The sequence below is a fragment of the Psychroserpens sp. XS_ASV72 genome, assembly GCF_041224425.1.
Classification (GTDB): Bacteria; Bacteroidota; Bacteroidia; order Flavobacteriales; family Flavobacteriaceae; genus Psychroserpens.
Genome location: NZ_JBGFGL010000077.1, coordinates 166,691 through 180,599, shown reverse-complemented (window position 1 = coordinate 180,599; position 13,909 = coordinate 166,691). Strand labels below are relative to the sequence as shown.

General features: G+C 35.0%; 11 protein-coding genes. 8 read left to right on the top strand and 3 right to left on the bottom strand.

Features of this window, described 5'->3' with window-relative positions; genetic code table 11:
* Nucleotides 1–21: 21 nt before the first annotated feature.
* The 6 genes from aroC to AB9K26_RS09635 are packed head-to-tail and all read left to right on the top strand — an operon-like array spanning nucleotide 22 to nucleotide 6,023.
* On the top strand, nucleotides 22–1,086 hold the full coding sequence (gene aroC / locus AB9K26_RS09660; RefSeq protein WP_369972360.1) for a chorismate synthase: 1,065 nt from the start codon (nucleotides 22–24) through the stop codon (nucleotides 1,084–1,086).
* 56 nt (nucleotides 1,087–1,142) lie between these two features.
* Nucleotides 1,143–2,588, top strand: a complete 1,446-nt coding sequence (locus AB9K26_RS09655; protein ID WP_369972359.1) for a dicarboxylate/amino acid:cation symporter — start codon at nucleotides 1,143–1,145, stop codon at nucleotides 2,586–2,588.
* Nucleotides 2,589–2,648: 60 nt separating this feature from the next.
* Complete coding sequence (gene gshB, locus AB9K26_RS09650; protein WP_369972358.1) at nucleotides 2,649–3,686, top strand: glutathione synthase; 1,038 nt, start codon at nucleotides 2,649–2,651, stop codon at nucleotides 3,684–3,686.
* A 17-nt stretch (nucleotides 3,687–3,703) separates the two neighbouring features.
* Nucleotides 3,704–4,033, top strand: a complete 330-nt coding sequence (locus tag AB9K26_RS09645; RefSeq protein ID WP_369972357.1) for a hypothetical protein — start codon at nucleotides 3,704–3,706, stop codon at nucleotides 4,031–4,033.
* Nucleotides 4,033–4,863 carry an N-formylglutamate amidohydrolase gene (locus AB9K26_RS09640; RefSeq protein WP_369972356.1) on the top strand — a complete coding sequence of 277 codons (831 nt, stop codon included), beginning with the start codon at nucleotides 4,033–4,035 and terminating at the stop codon, nucleotides 4,861–4,863. The genes AB9K26_RS09645 and AB9K26_RS09640 overlap by 1 nt, the downstream gene beginning before the upstream one ends.
* On the top strand, nucleotides 4,863–6,023 hold the full coding sequence (locus AB9K26_RS09635) for a flavohemoglobin expression-modulating QEGLA motif protein (RefSeq protein WP_369972355.1): 1,161 nt from the start codon (nucleotides 4,863–4,865) through the stop codon (nucleotides 6,021–6,023). The genes AB9K26_RS09640 and AB9K26_RS09635 overlap by 1 nt, the downstream gene beginning before the upstream one ends.
* A gap of 486 nt (nucleotides 6,024–6,509) precedes the next feature.
* Here the strand turns inward: AB9K26_RS09635 and AB9K26_RS09630 are convergent, their stop codons facing one another.
* Both AB9K26_RS09630 and AB9K26_RS09625 read right to left on the bottom strand, forming a co-directional pair.
* On the bottom strand, nucleotides 6,510–6,929 hold the full coding sequence (locus AB9K26_RS09630) for a thiol-disulfide oxidoreductase DCC family protein (protein ID WP_369972354.1): 420 nt from the start codon (nucleotides 6,927–6,929) through the stop codon (nucleotides 6,510–6,512).
* 22 nt (nucleotides 6,930–6,951) lie between these two features.
* Nucleotides 6,952–8,844: a hypothetical protein gene (locus AB9K26_RS09625; RefSeq protein WP_369972353.1), complete on the bottom strand. Its 1,893-nt coding sequence runs from the start codon at nucleotides 8,842–8,844 to the stop codon at nucleotides 6,952–6,954.
* A gap of 383 nt (nucleotides 8,845–9,227) precedes the next feature.
* Here AB9K26_RS09625 and AB9K26_RS09620 point away from each other — a divergent pair, with 383 nt between their 5' ends.
* Nucleotides 9,228–10,160 (top strand): hypothetical protein, encoded by a 933-nt coding sequence (locus AB9K26_RS09620; RefSeq protein WP_369972352.1) that lies wholly within the window; start codon nucleotides 9,228–9,230, stop codon nucleotides 10,158–10,160.
* A 23-nt stretch (nucleotides 10,161–10,183) separates the two neighbouring features.
* Complete coding sequence (locus AB9K26_RS09615) at nucleotides 10,184–11,719, top strand: thiol-activated cytolysin family protein (protein WP_369972351.1); 1,536 nt, start codon at nucleotides 10,184–10,186, stop codon at nucleotides 11,717–11,719.
* On the opposite strand, the gene AB9K26_RS09610 is transcribed toward AB9K26_RS09615, so the two are convergent.
* Nucleotides 11,716–13,884 (bottom strand): DNA mismatch repair protein MutS, encoded by a 2,169-nt coding sequence (locus AB9K26_RS09610; protein WP_369972350.1) that lies wholly within the window; start codon nucleotides 13,882–13,884, stop codon nucleotides 11,716–11,718. The two genes, AB9K26_RS09615 and AB9K26_RS09610, sit on opposite strands and share 4 nt — an antisense overlap.
* Between the last annotated feature and the right edge of the window lie 25 nt (nucleotides 13,885–13,909).

Here is a 13,909-nt window from a genome sequence, read left to right as displayed (position 1 = left end):
TCGACTAGTCAAATTATTGATATGGCAGGAAATACCTTCGGAACTATTTTTAAGTTAACAACCTTTGGCGAATCCCACGGAAAGGCTATTGGTGGTATTATTGATGGTTGTCCAGCTGGACTTAAATTAGACCTTGAAGCCATTCAAAATGAGCTGGACCGTAGACGACCAGGACAATCGGAAATTGTCACCCAACGCAAGGAGCCAGATACGGTTCAATTTTTATCAGGTGTCTTCGAAGGTCAAACCACAGGAACACCTATTGGTTTTATAATTGAAAACACCAATCAGAAATCTAAGGATTATTCTCATATTAAAGAGGTGTATCGTCCGAGTCATGCCGATTACACCTATCAAAAAAAATACGGTGTTAGGGATTATAGAGGAGGCGGTCGAAGTTCTGCGCGAGAAACGGCTTGTCGCGTAGTGGCTGGAGCCATTGCTAAACAGTTGTTGAGTGCCATTAAAATCAATGCTTACACATCTTCAGTTGGTAATATTTTCCTTGAAAAACCTTATCAGGAATTGGATTTTTCAAAAACAGAATCCAATGCTGTTCGTTGTCCAGATGAGACAACAGCCGAACAAATGATAACAAAGATCAAAGCCATTCGAAAAGAAGGCGACACTATTGGAGGAACCATTACTTGTGTATTACAAAATGTACCCATTGGTCTTGGTGAACCTGTTTTTGATAAGCTGCATGCCGAATTGGGAAAAGCCATGCTCTCGATAAATGCTGTTAAAGGTTTCGAATATGGAAGTGGTTTCTGTGGTGCTAAAATGAAAGGAAGCGAACACAATGATTTGTTTAACGAAGATGGAAGTACAAAAACTAATTTGTCGGGAGGTGTTCAAGGTGGTATTAGTAATGGTATGGATATCTATTTTAGAGTTGCTTTCAAACCCGTAGCCACCATTCTTCAAAAACAAGAAGCACTTGATAGCTCAGGACAGATTGTTGAAATGCAAGGTAAAGGACGTCACGATCCTTGTGTGGTTCCTAGAGCGATACCAATAGTAGAGGCTATGGCTGCTTTGGTTTTAGCGGATTTTTATTTGTTGAACAAAGTACATTCTAAATAGCAATAGGCAAGATTGTATGCTATCTAGCGACTTCAATATCAATTTAATTTAGGCTTATGAAAAAAATGGCATTACACTGGAAAATCATCATAGGTATGGCACTTGGTGTCCTCTGGGCTTTATTGTCAAGTACAATGGGCTGGAGCCAATTCACCATCAATTGGATTGATCCCTTTGGAACCATTTTTATCAATTTATTGAAACTGATAGCTGTTCCTTTAGTATTATTTTCAATAATAAGTGGTGTTGCAAATATTGGAGAACCTTCAAGTTTGGGGAGAATGGGAGGTAAGACCTTGGGCATCTATTTGCTGACGACCATTATGGCCATTTCTCTCGGATTGTTATTAGTCAATATGATTGCACCTGGAAAATTGATTGATGAACAAAGTAGAATCGACAATAGAATTAGTTATGAAATATGGGCAGATTCTGAAGGTCTTGAGATAAAAGATGGTGTCAATTATTTAAAAGACCCTGAATTCTTTGAACGTGCACAGGAAATTTCAGAATTATCCAAAACCGAACTTCAGGATGCTGCAGTTGCCGATAAAATGAAAACCGTAAACAATAGGAAGGAAGCGACACCACTTCAGCCATTAGTGGATATTGTTCCGAGTAATTTTTTCTATTCTTTATCAAATAACGGTTTGATGCTTCAAATTATATTCTTTGCATTGTTTTTTGGAGTGTGTTTATTGTTTATTCCTTCGGAAAAATCAGCTCCTGTTTTAAAGCTTGTTGATGGCATCAATGAAGTATTTCTCAAAATGGTCGATGTAGTCATGCAAGCGGCTCCCTTTTTTGTATTTGCCTTGTTAGCTGGTGTTGTTAGCAAAATGGCTGGTGATGATATAGGTAAAGTCGTTGAGATTTTTAAAGGTTTAAGTTGGTATTCCTTAACGGTGTTGATAGGATTACTGCTGATGATTTTTGTAGTATATCCAATCATCCTAAAGTTTTTTGTGAAGAAAATTCCATATACTGGTTTTTTTAAATCGATGAGTCCAGCACAAACTCTAGCGTTTTCTACCTCTAGTAGTGCGGCGACACTTCCTGTGACTATGGAGTGTGTTGAGCAAAACCTTGGTGTTAATAAAAAGATAAGCAGTTTTGTTTTACCAATAGGTGCTACCGTAAATATGGATGGCACGAGCTTGTATCAAGCAGTTGCTGTAATATTTTTGGCACAAATGCACATGATAGACCTCACAATTGGGCAGCAAATTACAGTTGTTTTAACGGCAACCTTAGCGTCAATTGGTTCTGCCGCTGTACCAAGTGCAGGTTTGGTGATGCTCATTATTGTATTGAATTCGGTTGGATTAAATCCAGCTTGGATAGCTATTATATTTCCTGTAGACCGTATTTTGGATATGTTTAGAACGGTTGTTAATGTGACTGGTGATGCTACAGTATGTTCCATAATTGCAGATGGTGAAAATATGTTAGAGTATAGAGAACATGAGAACCCAACAGAAACGTTTGATTTAGACTCATAATTTTTATATCTTCAATTATCGTTTTAAAATCTTAAAAAGAACCGACCAAAATTTATTAGAATGAATATTTGCTTTATAATGTATCCATGGGATAAAATCGACCCTGAAAACGATACAAGTCTAGCCCTTATCAAAGAATGTGTAAAACGAGGTCATGGTGTGGCCATGTGTACACCTGCGAATCTTACCATTCGAAATAGTGTTACCAATGCCTTTTGTACTGTAGTTGGACGTATGGAGAAAGTGCCTGCGACTTTAAAGGCGTTTTATAAAAAGGCAAAATTAAGAGAGGAAATGCTGCCTTTGGCTGGTTTTGACGCTATTTTCTTTAGAGCAAATCCGCCTTTAGACCCAATTATGCTTAATTTCTTAGATTCTGTTAAAGATGATGTCTTTATTATCAACTCCCTTCAAGGGATGCGTGAAGCCAATAACAAGTTATATACAGCAGCTTTTGGTGATGCTCATAGCAATATCATTCCAAATACACATGTGTCTAAAAACAAGGATTATCTCATTCAGCAAATTAAAGATTCCAAATCTGATAAGATGATTATTAAGCCATTGAACGGCTTTGGAGGCTCTGGTGTGATTTTAATTGAGAAATCTGCTATGAGCAATATCAATTCTTTATTAGACTTTTATATCAGTAACAGTGATGGTACTTCAAACTATGTTATTTTGCAAGATTACATTGAAGGAGCCGATAAAGGAGATGTTCGAATATTAATGCTCAATGGTGAAGCTGTTGGTGCTATGAAACGCGTTCCAGGCTCTGATGACCATCGTTCTAATGTATCTGCTGGTGGTTCGGTTCAAAAACATTCACTTACAAAAGCTGAAAAAGATTTGTGTAAACAAATTGGTCCGAAACTAGTAAAAGACGGACTCTACTTCGTTGGTATCGATGTTATTGGAGGTAAGTTAGTGGAAGTTAATGTCATGTCGCCTGGAGGTATTACTTATATCAACAAAGTATATAAGTCTAAAGTAAAGGTAGAAGAACGTGTTATTGATTTCTTGGAAGCTAAAGTTGTAGATCAATTGCAAGCCTTTGACAGACGCGTAAGATTGAGAAAAACAGTTGATGAAGCATAACGCATTAAAACAATATTATGGATCATTCAAATTGGACTAAAAAGGAATTTGTCGCCTATATTTTATTATACATTGCAAATATTGATTTGGAAGAATCAGAAGCAGAGAAACGCTATATCTTATCACGCGTAAATAAAGATACTTACAATTCTGTCCATGACGAATTTGACAAGGATAACGATTATCAGAGCATTAACAAGATTGTCAACGCCTACAAGAGTAAATCATTATATGCTTCTTTAGACGAATTGTTTGCTGATGTTAAACTCATGGCTTTTGCCGATGGAAAAAACCATCAAATGGAACAGACATCATACAATACTTTAAAACGTATTTTAGAAGATTAATGGAACGACTTTCAATTGCCCAAATTATTGACAACATCAATGCTGAAAAAACCTTTCATGCGGTTGCTGAAGATTATTCATTCACACTGAAGATTGATGACTACGTACATTATGTATGTGGAGCAGTTCATGATGGACATCAATTTAGAAATGAGTTATGGGACAATTGTCTGCATACCGAATACGATCGCTGGTATGAAGAAGATCCAGAAACCAAAAACATGGTTGTATCGCACCCTATTGTTATTGCTGGATGTGATTCCCGATTTGAATACGACCTAAACAGGACACCTGATGAAGCTGTTTTCGAAACTGCTTGGGGAAAACAACTATGGAAATCTCCTCTTCCTGATGACCAAAAGAAGAAAAGCCAAGACAAACATGCTAACTTTTATAAAGTAGTCCATGCATTGATTTCAAAACTGGAATCCAAGTTTGGTATTTGTATCGTTTATGATATGCATAGTTATAATTGGAGACGTTGGGATAGGGAAGTGCCCACTTGGAATCTGGGAACCTCAAATGTAGATAACGACCGATTTGGAGATGTCATTGAAACCTGGAGACAAAGTTTATCTGAAATTCCCTTTCCTCAAGACATTAAATCGACTGCAGCAATAAACAATACGTTTTATGGCAATGGTTATTTTTTAAAATTCATTACAAAAGCATTTGAAAATACCTTAGTTTTGGCGACTGAAATTGCCAAGGTTTACTGTCATGAATATGATCAAGTGATTTATCCTGAAGTTGTTGCCACAGTAGAATCTGAGTTAAAAACCAAAATACCTGAGCACGCAGCCCTGTTCTATAAAATGCATAAAAACTAATGCCGCAAATTACAAGTACTGACGAATACCAAGATTTATTTGATATTGATGCCAACCTGAATCGCTTGGTAAAAAATATCGAATTGCTTAACTATATCAATCCCTTAAATATTGAACGTGAGAAAAAGCAGTTCTTTTCTTCAAAATATAATTACGAGCCAGAGTTTAATTATCCGAAGTTAAAATTTAACGGCTATAAATTACATCGTTTGTTTTTCTCTCAACGATTGGAGCGCATTGAAAACGAATCTATTAGAAAGCTTTATGAAGATGTGATTTATGAATATTCAGGCTTAATTGAATGCATACAAACCATTAATCAAGGAAGAAAATTTTATTATAATAGTTTAAAAAGTTTTGGAACTCCAACCGAAAAAGATATCGATAATGCGAAATTTATTCTTCGTTTTGACGATAGTGATTTTGATCAGGAAATGCTTCCTATGTATTCTGCAAAAGAAGCGATTGATTATTTCGAGGAGTATTCCAAGCGTTATGACTTTAATTACAACATTAAGTTGTCTACGAATCTTTCCGCAGCTGCAATGGTCCTTAACAATACACAAACACTTGTGTTACGTAAAAATCACAAGTTCAGTTTAAATCAATTAAAAGTATTGACCAATCATGAAATTGGCGTGCATATGGTGACTACCTTCAACGGATTGGCGCAACCCTTGAAGATTTTTTCAAACGGATTTCCAAATAATGTGGAAACCCAAGAAGGTTTAGCTGTGTTTTCAGAATACATGTCAGGTTGTTTAACCATGAAACGTTTAAAAGAATTGGCTTATCGTGTTATTGCTGTAGATACATTGCATAAAGGCTATGATTTTTCGGCAACTTTCGATTTACTGCACAACCAATACAAACTAAGTAGAGATAAAGCCTTCGCGATTACCTTAAGAGTTCATCGTGGTGGCGGATTCACGAAAGACCATAAATATCTACGAGGCATCAAGCAAGTTTATAAATACGCAAAATCGGGAGGTGATTTAGATATATTGTTAACTGGAAAAGTGAGTTTAGAATATAAAGACACCATAAAACAATTGCAGGATTTGGGATTGGCGATAACTTCAAAATACTATACTGATGCGTATGTCACTAACGACAATTCCAACACCAATTTAGATTTCATCTTAAAGAGTTTAAAGTAATAAAGCCTTAAAGCGTAACAGTTTCCAACAGAATTTTACTGAAGCCCAATCTGTGTTAGACATGCACAGAAAGGGAACTTGAATCGTTCCTTGCTAACGGAAGCAAGGTTCAAATTGATTGCTTTGCTTTAAGGCTTTGTGCAATTATCAATTCAATTTAGTAAAGATTGACTCAGGCTGAAAACACTAATTAGCTAACAGACGTACTGAATGAGTAAACCTCAAATTCAATTAAGTTTTGAGTATTGCTTGAAACGTCATTCACGGATATTTTTTGCACTTTTAATTTTTTGAACAATTTTTTTGGACTGTACACCGAGAATCTTGCCAATTTTTGAAATAGGAGTGTAAGTTTATATTAAATAATGTGCTATTAATCATTAAACATGTTAGATAATCCCTCAAATGATTAATGATAAATTTTAGAGTTAAATTAGTTTTAATTAGTTGTTAATTATTAAAGTCCTTTCGAATGAAAGGGCTTTTTTATGTTAGAAATTTTGAGCTCAACTCTGGAGTAGGTATCATACAAGCGTCTTTTTTTCCATACCATTTATAGCGATTTTTTGCTACATAGTCATAAACCCAATTTCGTATAAAAGTTGGAATGATAAAGAAAACTGTCATTAAGTTCCTTGGGAAGCCTAAATCCTTGGCAATTCGTAATGCAGCACTAGATTTGATTGAAAGTCCGTCATTCTCAGAATACAACAGTATAGAGTCTGTTTTGGACGTATCTATATTAAAGTGTTGAATGATTTTTGTACCAGCCTCACCTTGCAATGGTGCAAACATGAATTTGTTGTTTTTATCATGTTTGATCACATATAAAACAGAACTGTTGCACAGGTTGCAAACACCATCGAATAAAATGAGTTTTTTGTCTTTCGGTAAATTTGATATCACACTACAAAAATACGCGATTGTTTTATAAGGTGTTTAAAAATTCATTTAAATCGGTGTCCTTGTCCAATTGCAACTTCTTTTTCAGTCTATATTTCGATTTCAAGACGCTATCTGGAAGCACATTGAGCATTGAGGCGATTTCTTTGGTAGACAGATTCATTCGTAAAAAAGAAGCCAATCGTATTTCCTTTTCGGTAATATCATCAGCAATAGACTTGATTTTCTTATCAAAGTTATTATGTACTTCTGAAAAGTAAGATTTGAAAACTTCCCAGTCTTTATCCTCTGCGTTTTGTTTTCTAAGTAACATGACGATACGTCTGAATTCGACTTTAAATAATTCAGGCGACTTTTTGATTTTCTCAAGGTTTTCTTTCAACTCTTGGATAAATGTGCTCTTTTGAACCAAATGAAGTGTTTGTGTTGCAAGCTCTTTCTTTTTGAATTCGATTTCCTTCTTATAGATTTCTTCTTGTTTTTCTCTGGCTATTCTGTTCTTTTTAATGCGTTGTTTGAATCCGAAATACAATAATCCTAGAACAGTAAGTAGAGAAACAATACCAATAATATATAATGTTTTAGTCAACTTATCATTTTCAGCTTTAGAATTTAATGATTTAATTTTTTCGTTTTGAAAACGTATTTCCGCTGCCTTTTTTTCAGCATCAAAACTAGCTTGCAATTCATCAAACTTAAGGGACTTTTCCTTATTATACAGACTATCTGATAACTGCTTATAACTTTCATGTGCTTCAAGTGATTTTCTGTAGTTTCCTATAGCTTTATAAATATCACTTAGCTGTTTTTGTGAAACTATAGTTTGAGGTAAAACTTTGATTCTATTGAAAATATCAAGCGCAGCTTTAGTTCTAGATTCGGCATCTTCAAAATTTTGTTCTAAAAAAAAGATACGTCCCATACCCAATTTAATACGACCTAAACTAAATTCATCTCTAATAACATCAGTTATAAGTTCACTCTCTGAGAAGATTTGTTTTGCTTTTATTAAGTCCTTTTCTTTTAAGAGTAGTTCTCCATATTCATTTAACGATTGCACTTGTAGTAAAGGGACTTTTATTGCTTTAGAAAGGTCTATTGCTCTTTTTAAATAAAACTCAGCACTATCTCGTTCAATAGGAAATTTTCCAGAATATAAAGCACCTATATCCTTAGCTGTATTACACTCATAATAAGTATCTTCAGTAATTTTATATATCTTCATTCCCTCCTTTAAATATTGAATGGCTATATCATTATTGCCTAGCGCTTGATTATTGTTACCAATTAAAACTAAATTGTCTGCATATTGAATACTATCATTAAGTTGCTTAGAGATATCTGCAGCAATTATAGCATTGTCAAGAGATGATAAATATTTGCCTTGTTCCATATAGATTGTTGCTTTAATACTATGTAAATTAATTTCTAACAAGGTGTCATCTTTACAGCAATAGTTTTCTCTGTTCATATAGCTCTCAGACTTGTTCATGTAATGAATTGCGCTGTCATACTGAGCATTGTCCTTAAAATTTATGGCTTGATTCATAATTAAGCTACTCACAAATCTTGGTTTATTAAGCTCTTGATGTAATTTAATCGCGCTTAAATAGGCATCATTAGATTTAGAATATTCTGAAATATTCGAATAGGCAATTCCTAATCGTTCATAAGCTCTAGCAGTTTGAAGCTTTAAATTATTCTCTTGAGCTAATTTAATAGCTTGATTTGCATATTTAATTGCAGACTCTGTATTATCGTATGCTGTAATTTGCCACAATTTTTCTAAAGCCTTAAGCTTGGCTTTAGCAGTTGTAGCTTTTTCCAATTTTTGTTGTAGTTCTGTTATACGTTTCGATTCTTGTGCATAATTTGATAACGAAATTATTAAACACAGCGATACTATTAAAAGTCTCATTATCCTTAAATTTTATTGATAACTAAGTTAATTAAATATGTTAGAGGAAATACATGGTTATTAATGTAAATCTATATCTCAAAAAAGGCCTGTCTAGGCTTTGTCTATAATTTTCTTGTTTAAAACACCCTGTATATTACTGTTAATCAGTTATTTGATTCCGTTTTTCAAATGCTGTTTCTTAACCGAATATATAAAGGAAATTGAAGCTTGTCCATAGTTTGTCCATGCCAAAAATTAGATTTCAGAAGTAATCACACATAGATTTGACATGTCATAATTTATATGACAAAACTATTTTGTGGTGTCTTGCGCTGGTTAGGCTGCAGACTCAACCAGTTGTAAGTCGCTACAAAAATTAAAAACCACAAAATCTTTTTATAATGAAAACACAACTTTTTTATCGCTTAGGCATTTGTCTCTGCATTTTGCTTTTGGCTTCTTGTAGCTCAGAAGATACCGATTCAAATGATCCTCAAGACAATGTCATTACAATTAATATTGAAGAATATCCTTCCAGTGGAGACTTAATTGCAACAATTAATTCTAGTCTAGAGGGTACTTTAACTTACGGAATTGTTTCCCAAACGTCATCGCAAGCAGCAATTATCAACGGCAATGAACTTCGTGTAGGAGATTGGTTAGCCTTTGATTTTGAAACCAATGAAAATTTATTTGTTACTGTTGAAGCAAGTAACGGAACAGATACTGAGGTTTTAGAATATAAGATTGCTATTCAAAACGTTGACGACATTTGGGCTTTTTTGAACACGTCTCGTCAAGACTATGAAAATGCCAATACTGGTGATTGGGTTTGGATTACTGAAAGTGAATACAATGACTTGGCAAATTATCTGTTTGATACCACAAAAAGTGGAGCTTCAGATAATCAAATTTATAACAACACTGCGGTTGAAAGTTCTACAGGTGACAGAACCGTTGCCAATAATAATGATTTGAGTATACCTTCGAACAGTTACCTGTTTGCCTTTAAGTATTACTCATGGATTAACAATGTGTCAACAAGTAGAATAAAACTATCTCAAGGGGATGCTGGTGGCTCTTATGAGGATGTTGGTAATATGTTACCAGAACACAATGATGAATATAACCATTTCGTATTAAAAGGATCAAATAATCCAACCACTTCAGAAGGTTATATTGGGATGTATGCAGGAGGAACCGTTGGCGCTAAAGACGATAACAATAGCAGCTATAAATGGAGAAATGGAAATGTAGACAATTTAGATAATACAGCTAGCGGAAGCGTCTATCTTCATCAAGGACTTAGTACAACCTTAAAACAATGGAACTAATTCATTCATAAAATTTTAAAACCATGTATGTATCAAAAAACTTTAGAAAATCATTCCTTTTAATGGCTTTTGCTTTGACAGTTGTCAATTGTAGCAAACCAGATGATAGTGATGACACCAATGAAAACCCTAATGCATCAAACATCAACGAATATATCTACGGATTAAACTATGATCCAGACGAATTACTCAATGTTAAGGATACAGGTGGCGAACCAAGTAATCGTACACCAATCGGTACGCAAGAAGGGTATACAGATCCAGTTAATGGAACTACTAGGTTTTGTTCAACTACAGAATACTCTTTAGATTCCAATTTTGATGATGTTGCCATATTAAGACCTAATATTGATGCTATTTATCCTGGTGCTTTAGTAGTTGCCAATGATCGCATGCTGGAAGGAAATCCAGATCCGTTAGCAATAGAAAAAGGAAGTTATACAATTCGAGTCAATTTGCCTGGAATGGGACAAAATGGGGTTCTGAATATTGCAAACCCTTCAAAATCTGTAGTAGATACTAAAATTGATGATGCTTTACAATGGTGGTATGCAAACGCCAATCAAAATGTGAATCCTTCTAATTCTATTTTTTCTTCAGCTACACTGTATTCATCAACACAGTTAAGTATGGATATTGGATTAAATCTTGCTTGGGCAGATAACAATGTTGCAGCGCAATTGCAATTTACCAATAACACGGAAAGACGTGTAGCTACCATGTCTTTTAAACAAGTGTTTTTTACAGTGACTTTAGATTCACCAAACTCACCAGCATCCATGCTGGGCAATTCACTTACGGTGAATGATGTTATGGCTAGAATAAATGATGAAAATCCAGCAGCCTATGTAAGTTCAGTTTCGTATGGACGTATTGTGATGCTTCGAATGGAAACCGAATACAGTGAAGAAACAGCTGATGTCGATTTGAGTGCTGCACTAGATTACAGTGTCGATGTTAATGCAACGTTCAATTCAGATTATGAAGCGGTCTTGTCAACATCTACATTTAAATTGTTGACTATTGGAGGAAATGCTGAAGTAGCTGTAAGTCCAATAAACAACACAGACATCGATTCTGGTCCTGGAGGTGTTCGCAATATTATTGTTGGTTCTAATGCGTTGGTAAGCGCAGACAATCCAGGTGTGCCAATTGCTTATACTATGCGCTACTTAAAAGACAATTCGATTGCTAAAATGGGATACAACACATCCTATGCTGTTGAGCAATGTGATCCAAATGCACCTTATGTTCATGAGGAAGTGACAGTTAAAAATAATTCTTATCACGATACGAGATTCTTTTTTAGATACAGACCACAGGAAACCAACTATTTTTATGATGGTCCGAAGTATGAACTAAATCAAGGTTCTCAAACGTCCAAACGTCCGCCACATGGTGCTTATGATGTAAAAATTATTTTTGAAAGTCAGATTGGTTTTGGTGATTTTGATGAGATTGATTCTGAAGATCTTGGATATGTCGAATCTGATATATGTTATGAATTTGTAGGTGGCGATTGGAACGATCATGGAACCGTCAATGATGATTGTAATTAGCTTTTGACCGCCTCAACCAATTCTAATAAATCTATATTAACGTTAGTTGTGAAAATGCCATAGTTTACTATGGCTTTTCCTTTTTCTATGGAATCAATAGTCCCAATAGCTTTACCATCAAACATGCGTACTCGGTCACCTGTTTTAAGCGTTGGCTTTGGTTTTTCAACTTTGATTTCATTTTTTTTCGCCTCTTTTTTCTTCTTTCTGATGACAGCAACTTTCTTTTCGGCTTCCTGCTGAACTCTTTTTTCTTTAGCTTTTTCAGCACGTTTTTGTTTGGCGGAAACCTTTTTCCGTTTGGAATTCTCTATTTGGACCAGTTTAAATAACTCAGCCATCAGTTCCCGCTTGCGCTGATTCTCAAAATAGGTTTCAGCAATATCGTTGAATTTTTGTCCGAGATAAATCAAACGCTGATTACTATCATAAAGTTCTTGGTAGCTTTCCAACTTTTTCTGAACCTTAGCATTGATTTCCTCTAATTTATCTGCTTCAGATTGTTTCTTCTTTTCATTCTCCTTTAACGACCGCTCGGTTTTTTCCAATTTGCTGCGTTCCTTCTGGAGCTTGGCAATGGTCGCATCAAACCGTACTTTACCACGTTCAATCTTTTTCTTAGCGCGATTGATCAAACTGTATGGAATACCATTTTTTTGCGCAACTTCAAAGGTGAACGAACTTCCGGCTTGTCCTAACACCAATTTAAACATAGGTTCCAAACTACGCTCATCAAACATCATATTGGCATTTTGCATGTGAGGCATTTCATTGGCCAATACTTTTAAGTTAGAGTAGTGGGTTGTAATGATTCCATAAGCACCACGATGGTAAAACTCCTCTAGAAATGTTTCGGCTAAAGCACCACCAAGTTCGGGATCACTTCCTGTTCCGAATTCATCAATAAGAAACAAGGTGTTTTTATTGCACTTTTTCAGAAAATAGTTCATTTGCTTTAACCTGTAACTATAGGTACTCAAGTGATTTTCAATAGATTGGTTATCGCCAATATCACTAATAATACGGTCAAAAAAGCAAATGGTGCTTTTCTCATGGACAGGAATTAACAATCCAGATTGCAACATTACCTGAAGTAAGCCTATTGTTTTGAGCGTGATACTTTTTCCACCAGCATTGGGACCACTAATTACAATGATTCTATTTTCAGGATGTAGTTTTATGGTTTGTGGAAATGTCTTTTTGCCTTCCTTTTGATTGGAAATATATAATAGCGGATGGAATGCATCTCTAGCCTCGTAAACCTTGTCAGTATTGATTACAGGTAGAATGGCATTTATAGACTGTGCATATTTTGCCTTGGCATAAATAACATCCAAACGAGTTAAAAAGAGTTGATATTCTTCTAAAGTTGCAGTGTAAGGTCTCACATATTCAGTAAGCTGACGTAGGATGTTTTCTATTTCTTCCTTTTCCTCAAATTCTAAATTGTTGAGCTCTCGAGCATATTGAAAAGTTGATTCAGGTTGAATATAAACAATACTTCCTGTTTTACTGCTTCCCATGATGCTGCCCTTGACCTTTCGCCTGTACATAGCCTTAACAGCCAATACACGCTTGTTTTCAACTACAGATTCTCGGATATCATCAAGATAATCTAAGCCTTGATAGGTATTTAGTGCGGTATTAAAACTTTGGTTGATTTTACCTCTTATGGAATTAATCGATTTTCGTAGCTGAAATAACGTTTCCGTAGCATTGTCCTTTATATCTCCAAAACGATCAATAATAGAATCGATTTCAGAAACCAAATGCATAACCGTTTCCAAAGAAGATGAGTGCAACAATAACTTAGGATAATAATCTTCAAATTTTTTAAAGAATTTTTGGATGCTGTTTACCGTTATTGTGATGGATGCTATTTTTTTAAAACTGGATGTGTCCAGATAGGAGTTTTCTATCTTCAACAACTTCAATTCCTTAGAGATAGGATCAAAGCCATGATTAGGTATGCGATTGTCATTGTAAAAAGAGGATACGAATTCGTTGGTAAACTCTAAAGATTCCATTGCAGATTCCTCAGCCGAAAACGGGCGAATCTCAAGTGCTTCAAGTCTCCCCAAATTAGTAACACAGAGGTCTGACACTTGTTCTAAAACCGTGTAAAATTCTAAATCTTGTAATGTTTTATCGTGAATACGAATCATGTGTCCTGAGTCAACCCTTTTAAAG